The following is a 22,908-nucleotide window of genomic DNA, read 5'->3' as shown; positions in this document are numbered from 1 at the left end:
CACCAAACCGTGCGGAGCCACCGCGGCGCAGTACGGCAGGGACGAGACTCGGGGTAGGGCGGGCCCTACCCCCGATCGACCACGTGGCCCGATGGCACAGCGGAGGGCGGGCCTCCTAGCGTGATCCCCATGCACCCTCGGATCCCCGCGCACCCCCGGTTGCCCCCGCACTCCCGGTTGCCCGCGCACCCCCGGTTGCCCGCGCGCCCCCGGAATGTGTGGCAGGCCATGTCCCGGCCCGACTTCCTGCTGTCGGCGTGGCCGTGGCGCTCGGCGGGGTATCTGGTCACCGGCGCGGTCACCGGCGCGGCGGCCCTGGTGGCGATCGTGACCCTGGCGGCGGTCGGCGGGATCCTCGCCCTCGTCCTGGTGGGGCTTCCCCTGCTGATCGTCACCGCCCTCGCCGGAATCCCGGTGGCGTGGGCGGAGCGGCGCAGACTGCGTCTGATCGACCTGGATCCGGCCTCCGCCCCGCACCGGACACCCGCGGCACCGGGGCCGCGGGCCTGGCTGACGACACGGCTGCGGGAACGGGCCACCTGGCGCGAACTCGGTTTCGCCCTGCTGTTCGCGGGGCTGCTGTGGCCGGTCGACGCCCTGGCGGTCGCGGTCGCGCTGCTCTTTCCCCTGTCCATGGCGGTCACCCCGCTGCTGATGGCCACGGCCGGCGACGGCCGCGAGGCGAAGGTACTCAAGCAGTGGACGGTCACCACATGGCCGGCGGCTTTCGGCGTCGCCGTGCTCGGCATCGTCCTCCTGGGCCTGTGCGTGTACGTTCTGGGCGTCGCCGCGGGCGCCCGAGCCGAGCTGACCCGTCTCCTGATCGCCTCGCGCGAGGGGGATTTGGGCGCCAAGGTCGTCGAACTGGCCCGTTCCCGGGTCCGGTTGGTGGATGCCTTCGAGGCGGAGCGGCGCCGTATCGAGCGCGATCTGCACGACGGAGCGCAACAGCGACTGGTGGCGCTGACGATGACCCTCGGTCTGGCCCGGCTGGACGCGCCGCCCGGACCGCTCGCCGACCAGCTCGCCAAGGCCCATGAGGAGGCGGGCGAGGTGCTCGCGGAGCTGCGTGAGCTGATTCACGGCATCCATCCCAAAGTCATCGAGGACTACGGCCTGCGGGCGGCGGTCTCCGACGCCGCCGACCGCTCCGCGATCCCCGTGGACGTCGACCTCGTACTGCCGGGCCGGCTGCCCCGGGCCGTCGAGTCCGCCGCGTACTTCGTGGTCTGCGAGGCGCTCGCCAACATCGCCAGGCACAGTGGGGCGAACCGCGCGGAAGTGACCGGGCACCACTGCGAAGGGCGGCTGTTCCTGGACGTACGCGACGACGGCCGGGGCGGCGCCGACGCCACGGCCGGCAGCGGGCTCACCGGTCTCGCGGACCGGGTGTCGGTCCTGGATGGCAGACTCTCCCTGTCCAGTCCGCCGGGCGGACCGACCGTGCTGCGTGTGGAGCTTCCTTGCGAGTGGACCGATCGCTCCGCGTAGTGCTCGCCGAGGACAGCGTGCTGCTGCGGGAAGGACTCATCGGTCTGCTCAGCCGCTTCGGCCACGAGGTGGTGGCGGCGGTGGGTGACGCGGAGACGCTGGTCGCCGTGGTCGAGGAACACACACCCGACATCGTGGTGACGGACGTGCGCATGCCGCCCGGGTTCCAGGACGAGGGACTGCACGCGGCGGTGCGGCTGCGCGAGCGGCGGCCCACGCTTCCCGTCCTGGTCCTCAGCCAGTATGTGCAGCGGATGTACGCGGCCGAACTGCTGGACTCCGGTGACGGATCGGGCATCGGCTATCTGCTGAAGGACCGGGTCGGCCAGGTCGAGGAGTTCGTGGCCGCGCTGCGTGAGGTGGCGAACGGCGGGACCGTCGTCGACCCCGAGGTGGTGCGCCGGCTCCTGCGCCGCCGCCGCGATCCGCTGGAGCGGCTCACCCCGCGCGAGCGCGAAGTCCTGGCGCTGATCGCGGAGGGCAGGTCGAACGGCGCGATCGCCCGCGAGCTGGTGGTCTCGGAGGCCGCGGTCGGCAAGCACATCGGCGGCATCTTCACGAAGCTGGACCTGCCTCCGGCCGACGAGACCCACCGCAGGGTCCTGGCGGTGCTCGCGTACCTACGGGCATGACCCCCCGGTACCGGTCGCGCGTCGGTACCGGTCACGCCGGTACCGGTCCTGGCGGGGGCCGGTCACGCCGGTACTGAGCACGTCGGCACCGGTCACGTCGGATTGGTCATGGCGGGGAGCGCCGACGAGCCCCGCTGGAGGTGGCCGGATGGCGCGGCAGTCCATGACCGCCGCGCCACTGGTGCGGTGTCGGTCCGTATCAGGTTGCGGTGCAGGTGACGGTTGGCCAGGTTCGGTTGCCGTTGTGCTGGATGGTGACGCCCCAGTTGTTGCCGGTGCCGTTGGGTTTGGCGGTGAGTACTTGGGCGCTGGGGAAGGTGGCGCTGATGTTCCAGGTGGAGAGGATTTTCGCGGGGGAGGGGACGTTCATGGTCACGGTCCAGTTGCTGGAGCCGGTGACGGAGACGTTGAGGTTGTAGCGGTCGTCCCACTGCTGTCCGGCGGACAGGGTCGCGGTGCAGGCGCCACCGCCACCTCCACCGCCGCCACCTCCACCGCCGCCTCCGCCACCGCCGCCTCCGCCACCCGAACCGGTGTCGCCCACGGTGATGTTGGAGTTACCGCTGCTCTGGTAGCCCTCGGTGGCCATGATCATGTAGTTGAAGGTGCCCAGGCTCATTCCGGCGCGGGCCCAGGCGTCGAAGTGGTTGCCGGTGGTGATGGTTCCGCCGGTCCTCTTCGACTGCCGCACGCTCCAGTACTGGTTGAAGGTGCGGATGCCCTCGATGGAGGGGGCGTTGTAACGCGTCGTCTGGTAGATGTCGTACGTACCGCCGTCGCTGGTGACGGTGCCCTTGTACGTACCCGTGGGCCGGTAGGTGCCCCAGTTGTCGACGATGTAGTACTCCACCAGCGGGTTGGTCGACCACCCGTAGAGAGTCAGATACGCGTTGCCGGACGGGTTGAAGGTGCCCGAGTAGGTCACGCTCCGGCGGCCTCCGGTGCTCCAGCCCTTGCCGGCGACGAAGTTGCCGGTGTTGCTCCATGAGGTGCCGTAGCTGCCACCGGAGGCCAGGTTCATGGAGACCGACCCCGGTGCGTCGGTCCAGAACGAGTAGTAGTAACCGTTGTTGGTGCCGGTCTGGTTCGTGGTGACGACCGTGTCGGCGTGGGCGGTGCCCGGCAGGGCGATCGCGGCCACGGCGACCAGCAGCAGGGTGCAGGCACTGCTGATGAGCAGCCTGAAACGGCCGGCCAACTCGAAGCGGCGGCGCCTGCGGCGCGGCGGGGGTGCGGCGTGTGTGACGGGGTGTGCGGGTGCGTGTGCGGGTGCGTCGCTCATGTGCGTGCTTCCTCCTCGTCCTCGTGAGGCCGATGGGGCCAGGCAGCGTGACGCGTGCCTGAAAGTTGTCGCTGAGCATTGCGGTGACGGCGACCGCGCGGTCGCCGTCGCGCGACACGGCCGGGGTCCGCGGGTGGTCGCGTTCCCGGGGACCGGAGCCAGGTCACGGTGGCGGCCCACATCGACAGTGGTTGAGCTCTGCCAACGGCGACAGTGTTGATCTGGCCCTGTCAGCTGTCAACACTTTCGGCAGTGAATACGAAATATTCGCGGACCGTGGATGTCATCGAGGAGTCATTCATCCAGCTCACGACCACATCTGACCGACGGAATCGAGTAGAACCGGGAAGAAGCCCCTCGATGCGAGACCGGCGTGCGGTCGATCTCTTCGAATGTTTCGAAGATTTTCCCGATCGAGATCGGGCCATGGTGACTGCTGCCGTACCCGGCACCCGGCACCCGGCAGCACCCCACCCCGCAGCACCCGGCACCCCGCCCGCCGGGCGTCGTCGCCGGCGAGTCGACCGCATGATCGGCCGGTCCGGTCCGGTCCGTACGTGCCTGCCGCAACGCGAGCCAGTACAGGTGAGCCGCCAGGTCCTCGCTCGGCATGCCCCCGGAGGCCGTCGGCTGCCCGGAATCATCCCGCTGCCCAGGGTGTCAGCAGGCGTTTCAAAGTCGGTTCCAGGTTTCCCCAAGGTCTCCCAAGAAGAGTGGTTCTCGCGTTCAGCGCGAAGCAGCAGCAACCAGCAAGCAGTACCGGAGGAGAGACCCATGCACATCCGTCATGCCCTTACCGCCACCGCCGTCGGCAGTGCCCTGGCACTGGCCGGCATGGCCGCACCGAGCTCGGCGATCGCCGCCGCCAAGTACCCCGGCCAGGTCAAGTGCCCCAAGGGCGACTACCAGCTCTGCATCGACGGGGGCCCCGGCGGCTTCACCATCAGCGGCAAGAAGTTCTCCGGCCATGACAACGCCATCCTGCTCAGGAATGTCAAGAACGTCACGGTCTCCGGGAACCAGTTCACCAACCTCAGCGGCTCCACCGGCTACGCCGGGGTCCACGTCAAGAACTCCTCCGGCATCGTGATCAAGAAGAACACCTTCTCCAACCTGCGCAACGGCGGCAACATGCACGGGATCTACCTGGTCAAGACCTCGGGCAGCAGCATCACCGGCAACAAGTTCTCGACGATCACCGGCGACCCCGTGCGGATCAGGGACGGCAGCAAGAACAACACGGTCAGCGGGAACACCTTCACCGGCTCCGGCCAGTACGGCCTGTTCAGCGAGTGGGGCCGACTGGAGAACGGCGAGACCTGCGGAAGCGGCAACGTCTTCAAGAGCAACAAGTACAAGAGCGGCGGCTACGGCGGCAAGAAGATCTCGGTGATCAAGTGGGGCGGCAAGGGCGGAGGCAGCACCGGCCTGAAGCTCACCTGGGGCAACTGCAAGAAGGCGAGCATCACCAACAAGGGCGGCAACACCACCCTCTGACCGGCCCCGCGCCGCCGCGCCCGACGGCGCCGGGCCTCACCGGGAGGTATCCGGGAGATCAACTCCCCGCCCGCCCACGCACCGCCCACGCAACCGGCCCCGGACGAGGAGTCCGAGGCCGGTTGCCGATGTCAGGTGTGGACGTCAGCCGTCCATCAGATCCGGGTAGGGACAGAGTTCCAACGGGGCGGTCGGACGGTCGGCCCACTTCCACCAGACGTGTTGATCGGAGCAGCCCCAGACCACACGGCAGGTTCGACTGTCGTCCTCCTCGCGGTGACAGAGCGCCATCGCGCCGGCCTTCAAGGGGCGACCGCACCGGGGACAGGTTGGTACGGACTCGGTCGGCACGCCCGCAACGTACCCCTTGGCTCCGGTGGCTTGAGCCCTCAGCTTGGGAAGCTCGGGTTCTCCAGGGGCGATTGCCGGGCCGACCCGATGGCCGGTTAATTGCTCCCGAGACAGCACAACCGCCGTTCCAGCAGACTGTTACGAGTGCTCGTGCGCGCCGCGCCACTCAGTGACTGCATGGAAGAGGGAGCCGTGAAGGGTCCGCGTAAACAGCGGTCGGTGTACAGCGTCGAGGTGCAACGAGGCGGCCCGGACGGGTGGCACTCCCAGAGGATCAGTCCTGACTGGGTCCACGCCTTCCACGCGGCCGACGCCGCTGTGCAGGCGTTTGATCGGTACATGGACGACTCCGGGGAGAGCGTCGCCTCCCTCGCCCCCTCGGGTGCAAATGGCCTACAGGTCCTCGTATGGCCTCAGGGCACCACGGCCCGACCGTCGGTCTTCCCCTTGCAGAGCGTCATGGAGCACAGGGTTCGTCGCGATGTCGGCCGCCGAAAGGAGGCCCAGACGCGTCTGGAACAAGCGACGGACGCGCTACGGGCGTCGGTTCGCGAGGCCGCGACAACGGGCGTCCGCCAGGCTCACCTGGCCCGCGTATCGGGCTGGAGCAGAGAGACGTTGCGGAAGCCGGCAGGAGTGCGACACCAAGCGCCGGGAACTGCTCGCTAACTCTGCACTTACGACAAGTACGAGGCACATGTCCGGCTCTACCTGATGCCTGAACTCGGTGCCAAGCCCCGCTGCCCGGCACGGCTGCGCCACGATCGTGACCGCCGCCGGGGTGGCTCCTTGCGTAGGTGATGGAGATCCTCGGGCACAGCCGGATCAGCATCACCATGGACGTGTGCACACACGTCGTACAGGACCCGCAGCGCGAGGCCATCAGCCACATGGACCGGCTGCTCAAGAAGCGGCCCGGCCGCGAGTGGTGCCCCGGGCAGGATTCGAACCTGCGACAGCCACTTTAGGAGAGAGGCTGGTGGAGCGTGCTGGTGACCTGCGGCTTCGACGCCTCGTGAGGTGACCGGAAACTCGACCACAGGACACCTTGGCTGACCTCTGCATCTGGCACGACAGTGGCACGAAGCTCAGCGGACGACAGTCAGCCACGACGGCGGGTGCGCTGGCCGACTCAGGCGCGCGTGTGCCTCGCCGCGCGCCCACCGGCCGCAACCACGCTACTGGCTTGTGTCGTCGACCAGAGCAGGCCGCGGTGCAGGGTTGCCCGGCCACGAGATGCGGCGTCTGAGTGACAGCCGTCGCACGGTTGGGAAATTCGATAAGTGGAGGGCATGGCCTGTCCAACGGCTTGGCTGGTTTGAGGGGAACCACTGTCTTGTGAGGCCGCCGCCACTGTAGTGACCGCTACCTTGCGGGCCGAACGTGCCACAGATCACTCGATCTGACTAAAATTACCCTACCGGCTCGACTGGTCAGCATTCTGAGTGAGAAGGAATAAGCGTGAGAGTCCAGTCTTTGAGAATGCTCAACTTTCAAGGTGTTGAAAAGTTGGAGATCGACGACTTGGGTCACCTACCCCTTGTCGTGCTGTCGGGAAGAAATGGCACTGGAAAGTCCACTACCATTCTCGCCGCGAGCCTAGCGTGGCATCTGCCCGATGATTTCGACGGGAACTCCGTAGTCGGACCATGGGGCGAACAGGCGGAAGTGTCGGTAACCCTCAAGCTGACTCAAGATGAGCAAATTATTCTATATGATGCCCTAGGGGTTGCGGATACTCCGCCGTGCCCAGAATTCGTCACACTCGATGTCGTGATCCCAGAATTCGAGAAAGCGCGTTACGTGAATGGGAGTGTATGGACCGAAACTCTGCGGTCAAAGAAGTTCAGGACACTCAACCCTTTTTCTAAGATTACTCTCATCCCGGCGGAACGCACGATTAGTCGTGGAAATATGAGCACCCTTGATCCAAATACGCTCTCCTTTGAGTCGGCAGAGCGTATACGCGCTAGCGCAATCGAGTCAATGCTTGAGCAGTGGACGAATTTCAGCTTGGATGGCATCCCGGATTACCTTGCTGCGCTTGACTACGTTGATCTGATGGATCAGCGCAACGGCGAATACATGGATGGACACTTCTCCGAGTTTGATGAAATATCCGATAGCTTCATGCGGGCCACAGGAAAGAAGATCGATCGCCCTTCTCCTGCGCGGGGCGGCGGGTTCGCGATTTTCGTTGACGCACAGAATGGAAATCGACACGCCCTGAGTGACCTATCGAGTGGTGAACATGAGGCATTGGGTCTCATGTATATGGTTCGCAGGCTTGCCACGGCAGGTGGCATCCTTCTGGTGGATGAGCCAGAGTTGCATCTGCATCCCTCGCTGCAGACAACTATCCTGGAAATGATCGAAAAGGGAAGTGAGAGTTCGCAGCTTTGGCTATCAACCCACTCCCCCAACCTGATTAACTCCGCCCCGCTCGATTCGTTGATCAGTATAGCGCCCGGAGGTAATGGGGGTAACCAAGCGACAAGCATCCGAGACAAGACTTCCCGGTTGGAATTGCTGAACGACCTAGGAGTGACGCCAAGCGCGTGGCTCCAACATGATCGAATCATCGTAGTGGAGGGGGTCAGCGACAAGAGATACCTGGAACTCCTCTTTCCCGTCGAAACGGCCCGTTCGCTGATCTATGTTGCCGGAAGTAGAGATGGTGTTGACGCGACAGTTCGGACTCTTTCGGCTGGCGAGCCATTTCTTCCGTGGGTGGCTATTCGGGACCTTGATCTAATAAATGCAGATAAAAAGGCGCCGCACGGCGAGAGCTTCACCTGGAGCAGGAGGGCATTCGAGAATGTATTCTTGGAGGGTGAACTCCTCTGTCGTGCTGTACGTAACGCGGCGGGCAACATTTCGGCCGCAGAGGTTGAGGCGCACTTGTCGCACTTGGCTGGATCTGAGAAAGGGTCCGTGCGGACTCTCCTTCTGGAGGAAAAGGTAAAATCCGCGCTTCCTGGCACCCGTCCACCGAATCCCAATGACTATGCATCGTCATTGCGGCATCAGGTGCAGCTCTTGAATGATCGAATCGCGATTATCGGTCAAGTCGAGCAGGATGTGGATCAGTACATTAAAGACAGATGGGAAAGTGAATGGAAGAGGTTGGTTCAGGGGAAGCGGGTACTTGCCGGCTTCGTTTCTAAAACCCCATTCAGTGGGATGGTCAACTTTATGAATGCCGTGTGCAAAACAATTAGAGAGAATCCTGAACTCATGCCTCAGGATTTGCAGGATGTGCGAGACCTGATTACCCGTTCCCCTCAATAGGTAGTGGTAAGTTGAATCCGCTTGCCGACACAGGAAGGGGAAGTGCGGGTTCGCTAGATCCACTCACCGTGAGCGGGCGTGGTTCAGGGCGTCAAGGTGGAGCGCGCCACTGTACGAACGCCTTTACATCCTGGGCCGCGACTCCTCGGCTCTGTCGGGGGCAACGGCGGATGGGATGGGAGTTCACGATGCTCTGCCGGGGCGGTCGGGGCTTGAAGTCGTATGCCCAGGTTGGGAGTTCCCTGCCTGGCGGTGTGCGAGCGGCAGGAAGATCACTGGCCGGATCACCCATGCGATGCGGGTGGCGGAGGAGGTGACCGACACCGTGCAGGGCTCGGATCGCAAGAGGGTTCGTCGTGTGTCTATGCGGCCTTCGTCCAGCCACTGCCCGGCCTGCTCGGATGCTTCCGGGTCGAATGCCGGTGAGATGTGGTGCGGAGCGCGACGGCAACCCATCGGTCGGCCTACACCGTTCTGTATCCAGTGGCCGTTGTTGCTGAGAGGGTTTTGCCTGTTGGTCGAGCAGCTTTTCAACGCCGGTGACTGTTGTTGCATGGGGTCGTTGAAGTCCTTGTGATGGATGCCGACAGCGATGCTCAGTGCTGGCAGGTGCACCGCGTCAGCCTCGGCAGGTCTTACGGCGAGCTCGCTGATCTGGTGACTGGCATCGCTCCGGACCTGGATTCCTGGGCGAGGGCCCGGGGTGTTCGGGACGGTCAGCGGTTTCTGATTGGCCCGGATGGTCGCCCGGATCTGCGGGTGAACGCCTGCATTCCGTTCGACAACGAGCAGGACCCAACCCGTCGGGCAATCATCGGCGCGATGAACAGGCTCTTCGCCGGCACCCCTCAGCGGTCGAACGGACGGCTCAACGTCTCTCAGTTGGCTATTGAAGCAAACGTCAAGCGCTGGCATCTGACTCACCAGCATGCCGATCTCCGACAGCTCTTTCAGACCAAGGCCACCGAGCTAGAGACGAAGAGGACTTCGAACGTCCATTCCTCGGACGCCTTCGAGGAGCTGAAGAAGAAGCACAAGGAGCTGCAGGCCCACTGCAGGATCTTGGAAGCGCGTCTTCAGCTCTACGCGACCACCTTGAACCTGCTGTCCCTGGAGAACGCTGCTCTCTCAGGCCGAGACGCTGACGCGGCCAAGGTCCGAGCCATGCCGCGGCAGCCGCAGCACATGCCCTGACAAGCACCGGAAGACCCTGGTTCAGAGCAACACTGCTGTTGCGCGACATGCGACGGTGACTTACCTCAACCGACGCGCCGTGGGGATACGCCCAGGACGAGCTTCTCCAGCGCTTCCCGGACCGGGCCGAACGTCGCTACCCACGTCTCGATCAGGTAGATCTCGCTGGTCTCGTCGATACCGAGGGAAAACCGGCCCTCGTCGAGCTCACCGACGGGGAAGATGTCCCGCCCAACCGTCGAGCTCCAGTCTGCGAATCGATCCTCCTCGCCCACCGCAAGTTCGGGATCAAAGGTGAAGGGCGTCCTGGCGCAGGTGATGCCTGGCCCGCTGATCTGTACGTCCAAGCCTCCGAACTCAGTCAAGAACCGTTCGGCGGCCTCATGCATCCGGACCAGCCCAGTTGCCTCCAGCATCTCGCGCCACTGCTGAATCGGGACGCGTCGCCCCGGCTTCCATCCGGCCGCACGCAGCGTTTCCTCGACCTCGCCGGCATCCCGCCGAGTCGCCACATCCGCTTCAACCCACGCCTGGTCCACGGGCACGTTCTCCGGCCAGCCCGGACGCCACTGGGCCAGCCACTCGTCGAAGTCCTCGCGCAGGAACTGGCGCTCTACGGGCTTGAGTCGCACCTGCGGCCGCGCATCGGCCCACCAGACCTCGAACTCCGCCACGGTCCCTACCGTCGGCCAGCGCTCCGCGGCGGCCGGAAGCAGCAGCACGTCGACGAACCCACCAACCGGAAGGCCGATGTCAATGAAGATCCCCGTCGCACCCTGATTCGGGACCGCGGTTACCGTCCCCGAAAGCCTCTGTCCCAATCGCAAGCCTCTCCGGGCCTGGATCCACTCTTCGACGCTGACCATGCAGCACATCCTCGCAGCGGAATCAGCGCAACGGGGTGATGCGCCTGCAACAGTGCTGTTGCCTCGATGCCAGACATGTCAGCAGGTCAGCCCCGTCCGACGAAGGACAGTAGCAACTCGAACTGGCGGAAGAAGCGGTGCCGTGTAGGCGTCCAAGGACGCCCGCAGTGTCAGCTCCCCCTCGACGCTGAGGTCTTCCGTCCAGCACTTGCACCAGGAGCCCTTGCGGGCTTTGTCGTTCAGCACAGGTGGTCTCCCGGTCGGGTGCCGGTGAGCAGTTCCGCGGCGACCGTGAAGCCGCCCTCGCTGTCATGGATCACGACTCGGTGAGCCAGCGCGGTGACCATGCCCAGACCTCGGCCGTGTTCGGCCTCGGCGTCCTGGCGCTCGGCCTTGGGAGCCGTGCCTGTTCCTCCCCGTCCGTCACTGACAGGCGATCACCTGGCCAGTCACCGCGAGGGCCAGGTGGAAGCTGCCGGATTCCGTGCCGCTGGCCGTGGAGGATCGCGTTCGAACTCAGTTCGCTCACGGTCAGCTCGGCGTCGTCGGCCAGGGGAGATCCGTGCAGGACGTCACGGGTCCAAAGGTGGGCCCGGCTCACCTCTTCCGGAAATCATGGGCAAGGGCGTCTTCGTACGGCTGCGGATGGGCCACAGCAGCTCGCGGGCCGCGCGGATCTATCAGCACATGACCAGTAACCGTGATCGGGCCATAGCCGCCCCCCTTGGTCCGATGATCCGCGATGGCGGGGGAGACCCCTCGGCGAACGGCGACAAGGGCTCCGCACGGACGTAGTGGCACGCCAGCGAAAATGGTGAAGGGCCAGCCTGGGAGGGGAATCCTCTTGAGCTGGCCCTTCTGTCTGTGCCCCCGGCAGGATTCGAACCTGCGACACCCGCTAGAGGAGTTTTCTCGGGGCGAGGCTGTGACCTGCATAGATGTCGGGCGCAGGGTGCCTCGCCTGGAAGAATTCCTCTCCCGGGTTCTCGCGTGTTCGCGTGGTTTCCCGTCCCGATGTGTGCTGAATCCGTTCTGAACCGGGGCTACTCGGCAGGCGGTCGGCAGCGGCTCTTCGTGACAGATATGAAGGATCGGCGGCACCCCGCTTGAGGTCTTATGTCGGCAGGGGCGCTAATTCACATCGATGCCGTACTCCTGGACCAGTTCCTCCAAGCCGCCTCGGTATCCCTTGCCTCCGGTGACGAACTCCCAGTCGCCGTTCGCGCGGCGACGGAAGGACCCCAGTACGAGGGCGGTTTCGCCGGCGCGGCCGTCGGAGACTTCCAACTGGTCGAGTGGGGTTCCCTCGGAGTCCAGCAGCCGAATACCGGCGTCGGCGAACCCGGACAGGTCGGCCGCGGGGTTGGCGACGGGATCGACCGAGGCGATGACGACGAGGCGATCAGCGCGCGCCGGCAGAGCATCGAAGGAGACGTGGATGGCGGCTCTGTCCGGTGCGACGGGGATGAGCGCGCGGACCGTGCCGTCGGGTGTCCGGGGGTTGTTGAAGAAGACGAAGTGGTCGTCGTCCAGCACCCGGTTGCCGTGGCAGACCAGCGCGCACACGTCCAAGGCGACGCTACCCGACCAGTACATGCCCAGCACGTTGTGGTCGTCCGTGCTGGACCCACTGTCCGGCGCTGTCCGCTGGGCGGGCACCGAGCGTTCGCCGCTGCCCAGTCGCCCGCGCAGTCCGTGGCGGTGCAGCAGGTCGACCAGTTCGGAGCCTGCCACCAGTTCCAAGGGCTTGCCGTTGGCGAAGGTGTGCGAGCCGGGGCCGAATGCGGACGTCGTGACCAGGACACCCTTGTTGGCACCGGCGTCCTGGACGGTGCCGTACAAGTCGCGGACGGCTGTCGGAGGCACGGTGTTGCGGTAGCGCTTGACCTGTACGACGATCTTGCCGCCGCGAATCGGGGTCGGGTCCAGCGCATCGACGTCCACGCCACCGTCGTTCGAACGCTGTGTGGTCACGGCTTGCATGCCCATGGCCCGGAACAGATCGGCGACCAGCGCTTCGAAGGCGATGGGATCCATCTCGTACAGATCCGGCTCTTCGTCGCCTCCATGGGTGACGACACCGTTACCGACGTCTTCGGGAACCCGGCCGGGCCGCACGGGCGCGTACTGATCGGGGCGTGACGACAGTTGCCCCCGGAGTCCGTCCACCAGGCAGTTGACAGCGTTCACCTGTTCCAGACGCAGCTCGGCGAAAGTCGAACGCGGGGCCATGACAGTGCCGAGGAACATGGGTGCCCGTCGGCCGGTCGTCGGGTCGTGATCGTCCACGAACCCGTTCAACGCGACCGATTCCAGTGCACCGAACTCATCGGCCGCGAAAAGATCACGCAGAACCAACAGGAGACACTGTGCGAGTACGTCCCGGTACAGGGCGCGGCGCTGCGTGACAGGTCGGGGCGACTCCTTCTCCTGATCGGCGTTGATCATGTAGCGCACCGACTTCGCCTCCGGGACGACGTCGTACTTGGGCAGCTCCCAGTTCAGTACCAACTGGCGCGCACCGGAGTCGTACGCCGCGGACACCTGACGGGGCAGGTCCTCCGGCCAACCGGTCGAGGCGTAGAGGGCGGCGGAGAAATACTCCACCGCGGCCTCGGGATCTCCGTTGCGAAGCCCTGTCGTCATCTCCGCGATGCCGGCGTTGTGCCGCCGGATCTCGCCCAGCTGGGTTTCGGCCCACTGCTGGTACTGCAGCTGGTAGGCGGCCAACTGGTGCTGACGCTGTGCTTCCGCGGCCTGTGCGGCCTGCCAGTCACGCTCGAACCTGGACCGGGCCTCCGCCTGTGCCTGGGCTCGCCGTGCTGCGGTCCAACCACCCTGCGGCTGGTACTGGTTCGGGTCCGGCATGCGGATGGGGTGCGCGAGCTGTCCCGGGGAGAATGCCTCGATCTGCTCCGCCCGAGCCAGTGTGTCGGCCCGGAACACCGGAGCCCGGCACCCTGCCGCCAACAGACCCTGCAAAGACTCGACCCGCGCGTCGAGTTCCTGCGTGCGCCGCCGGGCCTCCGCCTCGCGCTGCTCCCGGTAGGCCGCCCGCTGCTCGCGGTGGCTGCGTGCCAGTTCCCGCTGATAGGCGCGCTGTTGCCGTTCCTGATCCCGCTGATACCTGGCTTGTGCTTCGAGCTGGCGCTGCTGTTGGCGCTGTGCCTCGGCCCAGATACCGACCAACCCGTTGGAGCGACGACTCATGTTCCGGAAGGCCCTCCCCCACCAGGGTCCCGGTGTCCGTGCACCGAGCCCTGGCCCCATAACCAGCAGTAATGGGACGACTCTAGGCCCTGTCCGGCCGGTCTTCGCGGGCCCGGAACGCCTGGCACGGCACCTCGCCGCGTTGTCGGAGTCGCCCGAGTACGTCCAGTACACGGGCGATCCTCCGCCTTGCGATGTACCGCACCAGCCGCCCCGGGCTGATCCACGAAGACCGACCGGACAGGGCCTAGTCGGCGACCGACGACTCGCCCATTCGTGTGCCGGGATCCCGTGACCGGCCCTCCGGTCCGTCGCCGGACGGTCTCCTCCGGTCCTCTGATCGACCGGTTCTCCGGCCGCACTGCTTCGCTGACGCTGCGTCAGCTCGCTCTGGCCGGGCTCGACGTATCGATGGCCAGGGAGACGGCCAGGGTGCCCAGCACCGTACCCATCACGTAGCGCTGCACCTTGAGCCAGGAGGGGCGGCGCGCCAGGAAGACCGCGATCGTGCCGGCCGCCAGGACGATCGCGAGGTTGACCCCGACGCTGACCAGGATCTGGACCGAGCCGAGGAGGAGGCCCTGAAGGAGGACGTGACCCTTGTCCAGGTCGATGAACTGGGGGATGAGTGAGATGTACATGATGGCGATCTTCGGGTTGAGCAGGTTCGTCATCAGGCCCATCGTGAACAGCTTGCGCGGCGAGTCGTACGGCACATCCTGCGGGGCGAAGACGGAGAGGCCGCCCGGCTTCAGGGCGTTCCAGGCGAGATGGGCGAGGTAGGCGGCGCCCGCGAGCTTCACCGCGAGGTACAACTCGGGTACGGCGGTGAAGACGGCCGACAGGCCGAGGTTCGCCGCGACCAGGTACACCAGGAAACCCAGCACCACACCGCCGAGGGAGATCACCCCGGCGCGCCTGCCCTGCGTGATGCTGCGGGAGACGAGATAGATCATGTTCGGACCGGGAGTGAGCACCATGCCGAGTGCGACGACCGTCACGCCGAGGATCCCGCTCGGTTCAACCATGAAAACCCCTCATGCGCCGGCGCGCTGGCGCGTTGGTGTGTCGCGTGGTGTTGTGCCGCTGCGTTCATGCCGCCGCGTTCAACGCTGTGCAGGATTGCACCGAGCCGATTGCATTGAGCTCCCGAGGTGGGTGCGGCGGGCGCCCCGTACCGACTGTGGCCTGGCCTCGTTGTGTCGGGAGTGTATTGCGGAGCAATGGTGCGATGCAATATTTGTATTGCCCTCGGTGCAATGTTGTGGTTGGGTGGACGGCGCAGGGACGGGCGAGGGGAGCGGGTGCCGTGAAGGACCGCGTGAAGAGCCATGCGAAGGACTATCAGGGCGTCGCCGATGCCGTGGCCGAGGAGATCGGATCAGGCGCCCTCAGGCCCGGTGACCGGCTTCCCCCGCAGCGGGAGTTCGCGCGGCGGCACGGCATCGCCAACTCCACCGCCACGCGTGTGTACCGGGAACTGGCCCGCCGCGGCCTGACGGTGGGCGAGGTGGGGCGCGGCACCTTCGTCCGCGCGGCGTCTCCGAAGTCCGGTGGTCCCGCTTCCGCGCTCACCGAACCCGCGGGCAACAGGATCGATCTGGAGCTCAACTACCCGGTCGTACCGGAGCAGAGCGCACTCCTCGCCGAAGGACTCGGCGGGCTACTGCGGCCCGACGACCTCGGACACGCCCTGCGGCCGGCCGGTGTGTCCGGCCTCCCGGCCGTCCAGGAGTCCGCCGCCGACATCCTCGCCTGCGGCGGCTGGCGCCCCGCCCCGGCCCGGATCCTGTTCTCGGGCAACGGGCGGCAGGCCATCTCGGCCGTCATGACCGCCCTGGTGCCACCCGGCGCGCGGCTGGGCGTCGAGGAGCTGACGTACCCGGTCGTCAAGGCACTGACCGCCCGGCTCGGCATCACCCTCGTCCCCCTGGCCATGGACGGTGACGGACTGATCCCGGAGGCCGTGGAGGAGGCGCACGCCGCCGCCCCGCTGCACGCCGTCTACGTACAGCCGAGGCTGCACAACCCGCTGTCGTTCTCGATGCCCGCGCGGCGCGTCGAGCTGCTGGCCGACGTACTGCTGCGGCTCGGGATCACCGCGGTCGAGGACGCCGTCTGGGCGTTCCTGCGTGACGAACTGCCGCCGCTCGCCGCCCACGCCCCCGAGCGGATCGTGCTGATCGACAGCCTCTCCAAGCGCGTCGCCCCCGGCCTGACCCTCGGCTTCGTGGTGGCGCCCGACACCCTGGCGAGTGAGATCGCCGCGGCCCTCCGGTCGGGCGGCTGGACCCCCATGCGCTTCGCCCTGGAGGCCGCCCACCGCTGGCAGCGGGACGGCACCATGAGGACGCTGGTGGCGGCCAAGCAGCGGGAAGCGGCGGTACGCCAGGAGATCGCGGCCCGGCACCTCGCCGGTTTCGCCGTGCGGAGCGATCCGCGCTCCTACCACTGCTGGTGGCGGCTGCCCCGTCCGTGGCGCGCGGACACGTTCGTGGCAGCCGCCGCGCGACACGGCATCGGGGTGGTGCCGGCGGCGGCGTTCACCACCGGCCCCCACCACGCCCCCAACGCCATCCGCCTGGGCCTCGCCTCCCCCCACCCGGACGTCCTCTCCCAGGCACTGGGCACCCTCGCGGAACTGGCCCGCTCCACCCCGGAGGACACACTCCCCGACTGACCGACGCCGGGGCGCCGTGGACGAGGCGCCGTGGACGAGGCGTCGCGGCGCTCGTAGCCACGGACCGGGCCCCCGTGCCGCCAGGCGGCGAACGAACGGTATGTCGCTTTCCTCTGCGACGAGTCGCACGGGAGCGGGGCCCCGGCGAAATTTCTTCTCCTGAATTCGCGAAAGTCACCCATCCGGCCCGGCCGTGGCACCGAATTCCCGTTGTGAGGGACGGAGAGAGGGACCCGGTGGGTCCGCGGAGGCCGGTGCGCCCGCGGAGGCCGGTGCGCCCGGCGACCGGCGCCGAGGGCTGTCCGCCGGCCCGGTCGGCGGGGCATGACCGGCGGCGGATCACGGGCCGGTCCGCGGACCACTCGCGCCGCGGCCCTGCGCCGACCCTCATCCGTCCGGGGCCCGGGGAGGGGAAGGAAGAAAACGATGCGAGAACCGTCCGACGCACGGCCCGGCAGGCGGGCGCGGGGCCGGGCAGGCGACATCGACGGCGTGCGGCGCGCCGCCGTCATCGGAGGCGGCGTGGCGGGCCTCACCGCCGCGTACATCCTGGCCCGATCCCACCACGTCACCTTGTACGAGGCCGACGACCGGCTCGGTGGCCACGCCCACACCCACGACCTGACCACGCCCGACGGACGTACGCACCGCGTCGACTCGGGCTTCGTCGTGCACAACCGCCGTACCTACCCGAATCTGCTGCGGCTCTTCCGTGAACTCGGCGTCTCCACACAGGAGTCGGAGATGAGCATGTCGGTGCGGTGCGAGGGGTGCGGTCTGGAGTACGCCGGTGCCCGCGGTCCGCGAGGTCTGCTGGCCCAGCCGCGCAATGCCGTGCGGGCGGCCTATCTGCGCATGCTGGCCGAGGTGCCCGTCTTCCACCGCGGCGCCCGCCTGCTGCTCGAAAGGGGCGGCGCCGACGACACCCTCACCCTGGGCGAGTTCCTCGACCGGGCGGGTTTCTCGGCCTATTTCCGGGCCCACTTCATGACCCCCCTGGTGTCCGCGGTGTGGTCCTGCGACGCGCGGACGGCCCTGCGCTACCCGGCCGCGTACCTGTTCCGGTTCCTCGCGCACCACGGTCTGCTCTCGGTGACCGGCTCACCGGTCTGGCGGACCGTCACGGGAGGCTCCCGCGCATACGTCGACCGGATCGCCGCCCGCCTGTCCGACGTGCGCACCGCCACCCCCGTCCGCCGCGTGCTGCGGCATGTGGACGGTGCCGAGGTGACCGCTCACGACGGGAGCACCGCCTCCTACGACCGGCTGGTCGTCGCCGTCCACCCCGACCAGGCCCTCCGGCTGCTCGGCGACGCCACCCCGCGGGAGAAGGAGGTCCTCGGTGCCTTCCGCTACTCCCGCAACTCCACGCTGCTGCACACGGACACCGCTCTCCTGCCGCGTGCCCCCGGCGCCCGTGCCTCCTGGAACTACCTCATGCCCTCCTGCGGGGCCGATGCCGGCCGGGTCCTGGTCAGCTACGACATGAACCGGCTGCAACGCCTCGACGCCGTCGGCACGTTCGTCGTCACCCTCGGCGGCGAGGACCGCGTCGAGCCGGACCGGGTGCTGGCCCGCATGATGTACGAACACCCCGTCTACACCCCCCGTTCGGTCGCGGCCCAGCACCGGCTGCCCGAACTGAACAACTCCGTCACCGCGTTCGCCGGCGCCTACCACGGCTGGGGCTTCCACGAGGATGGCTGCCGCAGCGGAGTCGAGGCGGCAGCCGCGCTGGGGGTGAGCTGGTGACTCCTCCGCCGGATTCCCCGTACTCCCCTCCGCCTGCCCTGTACCCGTGCACGGTCCGCCATGTGCGCCGCGCGCCCTCTCGGTACGCCCTGCGCCACCGCACCTATCTGTGGCTGGTCGACCTCGACCGGCTCCCCGCGCTGCCGGGCCCGCTCCGCCCGCTGGCGGGATTCCGCGCCGCCGACCACTTCACCGGACGGTCGCCCTCGATCAGGGCCGCGCTCGACGGCTTCCTCACCGAGCACGGCGTCGACCTCGAAGGCGGCCGGGTGACGATGCTCGGGCACGCCCGCGTCCTCGGACATGTCTTCAACCCGCTGACCCTCTACTGGTGTCACGGCCCCGACGGCGCGCTCCGCTGTGTGGTCGCCGAGGTCCACAACACCTACGGCGGGCGGCACGCCTATCTGCTCCACCCCGACGAAACAGGCGCGGCCACGGCCGACAAGGACTTCCACGTCTCGCCGTTCTTCCCCGTCGACGGCCACTACGACATGCGGCTCCCGCTCCCCGGCGAGCGCCTGCGTCTGTCCGTACGCCTGGAGCGGCCCGGCAGCCCGCCCTTCACGGCCACGGTTCACGGCACCCGGCGCGAGGCGACCGTGCCCGTCCTGCTGCGCCTTGTGGCACGCCACCCTTGGTCGACCCTCGCGGTGTCGGCCGCCATCCGCTTCCACGGCATCCGCCTGTATCTGCGGGGCCTGCCCGTCCCATCGCGCCAGAGCCCTGTCCGGCGGATCTTCGTGCGCCCGGAACGCCCGGAACGCCCGGAACACCCGGCACGGCAGCTTGCCGCGTTGTCGGAGTCGTCCGAGCACGTCCGGTCCATCGACGACGCCGATCCTCCGCCCCGCGACGCACCGCACCGCGGTGACATCAGCCGCTCCGCGACGGGCGCCGGCCCCGCCCTCCGGGCGGACGACGCCACTTCGAAGACACGCCCAGGCCACCGCTACCCGGAGAGTCCGACATGACCACGGCCCCGATCCGTCCCCGAGCCCCTCGCACGACCGTTCCTACGGCCGACCCCCGCCGCTGGCCGGACGTCGCCGCCGTACCCAGGTCCTCCTGGCCCGTGCGGGCCGTCACCGAATCCGTCCTCGGGCGCGCGCTGCGGCGCCTGCCCCTGCGGGTGCGATTCGCCGGCGGCGCCACGCTCGGCCGGGGCGGCCCGCTGATAGAGGTGCACGACCCCAAGGCGTTCCACGCCCGAATCGGCAGCCGCGGACTCATCGGCTTCGGCGAGTCGTACATGGCGGGGGAGTGGGACGCCCCGGACCTGGTCGGGGCCCTGACCGTGCTGGCGGCGCACGCGGCGGACCTCGTCCCGGCCACCTTGCAGCGCCTGCGCGCCCTGTGGGCCGTGCGCCAGCCGGCCCGCCAGCGGAACACACCCGACGGCGCCCGGGACAACATCAGCCGCCACTACGACCTGTCCAACGACCTCTTCTCCCTTTTCCTGGACGAGACACTCACCTACTCCTCCGCCGTCTTCCGGGGATTCCCCGCGGACCGGTCGCTGCTGGCCGCCGCCCAGCACCGCAAGATCGACCGGCTGCTCGACCTCGCCGGCGTACGCGAAGGCACCCGCCTGCTGGAGATCGGCACGGGCTGGGGGGAACTCGCCCTGCGAGCCGCCGCCCGCGGCGCGCGGGTCACCTCACTGACCCTCTCCCGGCAGCAGCGCGCACTGGCCCTGCTGCGTGCGGGCGAGGCCGGACTGGCCGACCGCGTCTCCGTCGAACTGCGCGACTACCGCGAAGCGCGCGGCACCTACGACGCGGTGGTCAGCGTGGAGATGATCGAAGCCGTCGGCGCCGAGTTCTGGCCCGTCTACTTCCGCGCCCTCGACGAACGCCTGGCACCGGGCGGCCGGGCCGCCCTCCAGGCCATCACCATGCCCCACGACCGCATGCTGGCCGCCCGCGACACCCACACCTGGATCCAGAAGTACGTCTTCCCCGGCGGCCTCATCCCCTCCACGCGGGCCATCGACCGGACCGTCCGTGACCACACCCGGCTGACCGTCGCCGGTCGCGACGCCTTCGGCGCGCACTACGCAGAGACGCTGCGCCTGTGGCGCGAGAGGTTCACCGAGCGCGCCGACGACGTCGAGGCTCTCGGCTTCGACGAGACCTTCCGCCGCCTGTGGACGTTCTATCTGGCCTACTCCGAGGCCGGATTCCGCTCCGGCTACCTCGACGTCCAGCAGTACCTGTTCACCAAGGAGGACTCCGCCCGATGAGCACCACCCCCACCGCGGTCCGGCACGGCGCCGCGCACCGGCTGGCCGCCCTCACCGAGGAAGCGCTCGGGGGCCCGCTGCCGGTACGGTTGCGCGCCTGGGACGGCAGTGAGACCGGTCCGGCCGGCCCGCCCGTGGTTGTTGTACGCTCCCGGCGCGCACTGCGCCGTCTGCTCTGGCAGCCCGGCGAACTCGGCCTGGCGCAGGCGTACATCACCGGGGAACTCGATGTGGAGGGCGACCTCGCACAGGGACTGCGCGCGATGTGGGCCGCCGCGCGCGAGCGGGGACAGCACGCCCGGCGGCCCACGCTCGCCGACCGGGCCCGCGCCTTCGGCGAGGCGGTTCGCCTCGGTGCCGTCGGCCCGCGCCCGCCCCTACCCGCCTCACAGGCCCGGCCGCGCGGGGCCCTGCACAGCCGGGACCGCGACCGTGCCGCGATCAGCCACCACTACGACCTGTCCAACGACTTCTACCGCCTCCTCCTCGACGACACCATGGCCTACTCCTGCGGCTACTGGCCGGCGGAGCACCCGGACGCCACTCCGGCCGAGGCGCAGCGCGCCAAACTGGAGCTGATCTGCCGCAAGCTCGGCCTCGTCCCCGGCGCCCGGTTGCTGGACATCGGCTGCGGCTGGGGCTCGTTGAGCCTGTACGCCGCCGAGCGGCACCGGGTCGCGGTGACGGCGGTCACCCTGGCGCGGGAGCAGGCGGCCCATGTACGGCGTCAGGTGCGGGAGCGAGGGCTGGAGCACCAGGTCGAGGTCGTCTGCCGGGACTACCGGGACATCACGGGCGACATCGCCGACGGGGGCTACGACGCCGTGGCCACCGTCGAGATGGGCGAGCACGTCGGCGACGCCGAGTACCCGTCCTTCGCCTCGGCTCTGTACCGGCTGGTCCGTCCACGGGGCCGTGTTCTCGTACAGCAGATGTCCCGCGGCACGCGCGCGCCGGGAGGCGGGGCGTTCATCGAGGCGTACATCGCGCCCGACATGCACATGCGGCCCCTGGGCGAGACGGTCGGGCTGCTGGAGGCGGCGGGCCTGGAGGTGCGGTCGGCCGACTCGATGCGCGAGCACTATGTGCGCACCATCAACGCCTGGCACCGCACGCTGGAGGAGCGGTGGGACAACTTCGCACGACTGGCCGGGGAGGAGACCGCCCGCGTATGGCGGCTGTATCTGGTGGGCGGTGCGCTGGCGTTCGAGGAACGGCGCATGGGCGTCGACCAGATCCTCTGTGTCCGGCCCACCCCCGAAGGTGACAGCGGCCTGACAGCCGCGGAGGCGTCCGACTGGTACCGGAACCTGGCGACGCGATGAGCCCGTTCCCCTGGGAGTCGTTCGCGGTGAACCTCGCCTGGGCCGCCGTATCCGCCCTCGCGGTCCTCCTCGTCACCTTCGCGATCGCCCTGCGCACCGGCGTGCACCGGATCGTCGACGCGGCCTGGGGAACCGCCTTCGCGACGGTGGCCCTGGTGACATGGGCGGTCTCCGCGGGCGAGGGCGACCCGGGCCGACGGGCACTGGTCGCCGTTCTCACGGCGGCGTGGGGTCTGCGCCTGACGGCACACATCGCACGCCGTGGCCGCGGCCACGGTGAGGACCCCCGCTACGAGGCCCTGCTCTCCCGCGCGCCGGGCAGCCGCGCCTGGTACGCCCTGTGGAAGATCTACCTCCTCCAGGCCGCCCTGGTGTGGCTGGTGTCCCTGCCCGTCCAGGCCGCCCCGTACGCGCCCGGTCCGCTGTCGGCCCTGGCCTGGGCCGGCGCCTCCGTATGGGCGGTGGGAGTGTTCTTCGAGGCCGTCGGCGACGCCCAGTTGGCCCGGTTCAAGGCCGACCCGGCCAACCGGGGCCGGATCATGGACCAGGGGCTGTGGCGGCTGACCCGGCACCCCAACTACTTCGGCGACTTCTGCGTCTGGTGGGGGCTGTACCTCATCGCCTGCGACGCGGGAACAGCCCCCGCCGCCGTCTCTCTCGTCTCACCCCTGGCGATGAGCGCCCTGCTGATCGAAGGGAGCGGGAAACGCTTGCTGGAACGGCACATGGGCAGTCGCCCGGGGTGGGCCGCCTACGCCGCCCGTACGAGCGGCTTCTTCCCCCTGCCACCGCGCGACGGCCGGGTGAAGGGAGGCCGCACGCGGTGAGAGGTCCCGCACGGAGAGGGACCGCGCGGCCCGTGGACCGGTCGCGCGGCCGGCGCGCTCACGGCTGCGACACGACCGCTCGCCCGCTCGCCACGCATCGAGCGGCCAGGGCCTCTCGTTTGGATCTTGCTGGGCTCGCGTGCCCTGGTGCCGCGCCTCGCGGCGTTGTCGTCGGTCGCCCACGCTCCGCGTGGGCTCCCTCCTCCGCCTTGCGATCCACGGCACCACGCGGACACCAGCCGCTGCCGCGGCGGGCGCTCCCTCA

The 22,908-nt window shown here is 68.2% G+C and carries 15 protein-coding genes, 1 tRNA gene and 4 pseudogenes; 13 read left to right on the top strand and 7 right to left on the bottom strand.

The window, feature by feature from the left end; genetic code table 11:
- Nucleotides 1-228 precede the first annotated feature (228 nt).
- Together ACWGDX_RS30710 and ACWGDX_RS30705 are read left to right on the top strand one after the other, a co-directional pair.
- The gene (locus ACWGDX_RS30710; RefSeq protein WP_453630826.1) at nucleotides 229-1,491 is read left to right on the top strand and encodes a sensor histidine kinase; all 1,263 of its coding nucleotides are present in this window, start codon (nucleotides 229-231) and stop codon (nucleotides 1,489-1,491) included.
- Nucleotides 1,491-2,123, top strand: coding sequence for a response regulator transcription factor (locus tag ACWGDX_RS30705; protein ID WP_453630870.1), 633 nt, complete (start codon nucleotides 1,491-1,493; stop codon nucleotides 2,121-2,123). The genes ACWGDX_RS30710 and ACWGDX_RS30705 overlap by 1 nt, the downstream gene beginning before the upstream one ends.
- Nucleotides 2,124-2,322: 199 nt before the next feature.
- On the opposite strand, the gene ACWGDX_RS30700 is transcribed toward ACWGDX_RS30705, so the two are convergent.
- Complete coding sequence (locus ACWGDX_RS30700) at nucleotides 2,323-3,405, bottom strand: glycoside hydrolase family 11 protein (protein ID WP_453630824.1); 1,083 nt, start codon at nucleotides 3,403-3,405, stop codon at nucleotides 2,323-2,325.
- 774 nt (nucleotides 3,406-4,179) lie between these two features.
- Here ACWGDX_RS30700 and ACWGDX_RS30695 point away from each other — a divergent pair.
- Complete coding sequence (locus ACWGDX_RS30695) at nucleotides 4,180-4,902, top strand: right-handed parallel beta-helix repeat-containing protein (protein ID WP_365901324.1); 723 nt, start codon at nucleotides 4,180-4,182, stop codon at nucleotides 4,900-4,902.
- 1,093 nt (nucleotides 4,903-5,995) lie between these two features.
- Nucleotides 5,996-6,221: pseudogene (locus ACWGDX_RS30690) on the top strand (hypothetical protein); the annotation flags it as partial.
- Here ACWGDX_RS30690 and ACWGDX_RS30685 read toward each other — a convergent pair.
- Nucleotides 6,180-6,257 (bottom strand) — tRNA-Arg (locus tag ACWGDX_RS30685). The pseudogene ACWGDX_RS30690 and the gene ACWGDX_RS30685 overlap by 42 nt on opposite strands.
- Before the next feature lie 457 nt (nucleotides 6,258-6,714).
- Between ACWGDX_RS30685 and ACWGDX_RS30680 the strand changes: the two genes are divergently transcribed.
- Nucleotides 6,715-8,544, top strand: a complete 1,830-nt coding sequence (locus tag ACWGDX_RS30680) for an AAA family ATPase (protein WP_453630822.1) — start codon at nucleotides 6,715-6,717, stop codon at nucleotides 8,542-8,544.
- Between the two features lie 208 nt (nucleotides 8,545-8,752).
- Here ACWGDX_RS30680 and ACWGDX_RS30675 read toward each other — a convergent pair.
- Nucleotides 8,753-9,008, bottom strand: a pseudogene (locus tag ACWGDX_RS30675) (hypothetical protein); the annotation flags it as partial.
- 112 nt (nucleotides 9,009-9,120) lie between these two features.
- Here ACWGDX_RS30675 and ACWGDX_RS30670 point away from each other — a divergent pair.
- The gene (locus ACWGDX_RS30670; RefSeq protein ID WP_453630820.1) at nucleotides 9,121-9,738 is read left to right on the top strand and encodes a hypothetical protein; all 618 of its coding nucleotides are present in this window, start codon (nucleotides 9,121-9,123) and stop codon (nucleotides 9,736-9,738) included.
- Between the two features lie 65 nt (nucleotides 9,739-9,803).
- On the opposite strand, the gene ACWGDX_RS30665 is transcribed toward ACWGDX_RS30670, so the two are convergent.
- Together ACWGDX_RS30665 and ACWGDX_RS30660 are read right to left on the bottom strand one after the other, a co-directional pair.
- Entirely contained in the window at nucleotides 9,804-10,604 is an 801-nt protein-coding gene (locus ACWGDX_RS30665) for an SUKH-3 domain-containing protein (protein WP_453630818.1), read from the bottom strand.
- A 239-nt stretch (nucleotides 10,605-10,843) separates the two neighbouring features.
- A pseudogene (locus ACWGDX_RS30660) lies at nucleotides 10,844-11,205 on the bottom strand (ATP-binding protein).
- A gap of 14 nt (nucleotides 11,206-11,219) precedes the next feature.
- Here ACWGDX_RS30660 and ACWGDX_RS30655 point away from each other — a divergent pair.
- Nucleotides 11,220-11,399 carry a hypothetical protein gene (locus ACWGDX_RS30655; RefSeq protein ID WP_453630816.1) on the top strand — a complete coding sequence of 60 codons (180 nt, stop codon included), beginning with the start codon at nucleotides 11,220-11,222 and terminating at the stop codon, nucleotides 11,397-11,399.
- Between the two features lie 336 nt (nucleotides 11,400-11,735).
- Here ACWGDX_RS30655 and ACWGDX_RS30650 read toward each other — a convergent pair whose 3' ends face one another.
- Together ACWGDX_RS30650 and ACWGDX_RS30645 are read right to left on the bottom strand one after the other, a co-directional pair.
- Complete coding sequence (locus ACWGDX_RS30650; protein ID WP_453630814.1) at nucleotides 11,736-13,814, bottom strand: restriction endonuclease; 2,079 nt, start codon at nucleotides 13,812-13,814, stop codon at nucleotides 11,736-11,738.
- Nucleotides 13,815-14,194: 380 nt separating this feature from the next.
- A complete protein-coding gene (locus tag ACWGDX_RS30645) occupies nucleotides 14,195-14,842 on the bottom strand; it encodes a LysE family translocator (RefSeq protein ID WP_453630812.1) in 648 nt (215 codons plus the stop codon).
- Nucleotides 14,843-15,123: 281 nt separating this feature from the next.
- Between ACWGDX_RS30645 and ACWGDX_RS30640 the strand changes: the two genes are divergently transcribed.
- From ACWGDX_RS30640 to ACWGDX_RS30615, 6 genes and pseudogenes are all read left to right on the top strand, one after another.
- Nucleotides 15,124-16,494 (top strand): aminotransferase-like domain-containing protein, encoded by a 1,371-nt coding sequence (locus ACWGDX_RS30640; protein ID WP_453630810.1) that lies wholly within the window; start codon nucleotides 15,124-15,126, stop codon nucleotides 16,492-16,494.
- Between the two features lie 492 nt (nucleotides 16,495-16,986).
- Entirely contained in the window at nucleotides 16,987-18,246 is a 1,260-nt protein-coding gene (locus ACWGDX_RS30635; RefSeq protein WP_453630868.1) for an NAD(P)/FAD-dependent oxidoreductase, read from the top strand.
- Nucleotides 18,243-18,965: pseudogene (locus tag ACWGDX_RS30630) on the top strand (DUF1365 domain-containing protein); the annotation flags it as partial. The gene ACWGDX_RS30635 and the pseudogene ACWGDX_RS30630, both read left to right, overlap by 4 nt.
- Nucleotides 18,966-19,216: 251 nt before the next feature.
- Nucleotides 19,217-20,491 carry a class I SAM-dependent methyltransferase gene (locus ACWGDX_RS30625; RefSeq protein WP_453630808.1) on the top strand — a complete coding sequence of 425 codons (1,275 nt, stop codon included), beginning with the start codon at nucleotides 19,217-19,219 and terminating at the stop codon, nucleotides 20,489-20,491.
- Nucleotides 20,488-21,816, top strand: a complete 1,329-nt coding sequence (locus ACWGDX_RS30620) for a class I SAM-dependent methyltransferase (protein WP_453630807.1) — start codon at nucleotides 20,488-20,490, stop codon at nucleotides 21,814-21,816. Before ACWGDX_RS30625 ends, ACWGDX_RS30620 begins: the two co-directional genes overlap by 4 nt.
- Nucleotides 21,813-22,643: a DUF1295 domain-containing protein gene (locus ACWGDX_RS30615; RefSeq protein ID WP_453630805.1), complete on the top strand. Its 831-nt coding sequence runs from the start codon at nucleotides 21,813-21,815 to the stop codon at nucleotides 22,641-22,643. Before ACWGDX_RS30620 ends, ACWGDX_RS30615 begins: the two co-directional genes overlap by 4 nt.
- The last annotated feature ends 265 nt before the right edge of the window (nucleotides 22,644-22,908 follow it).

The organism is Streptomyces sp. NPDC055025 (assembly GCF_053608565.1).
Note: the sequence above shows the minus strand (reverse complement) of the source record. Positions and strands in the feature narration are given on the sequence as shown.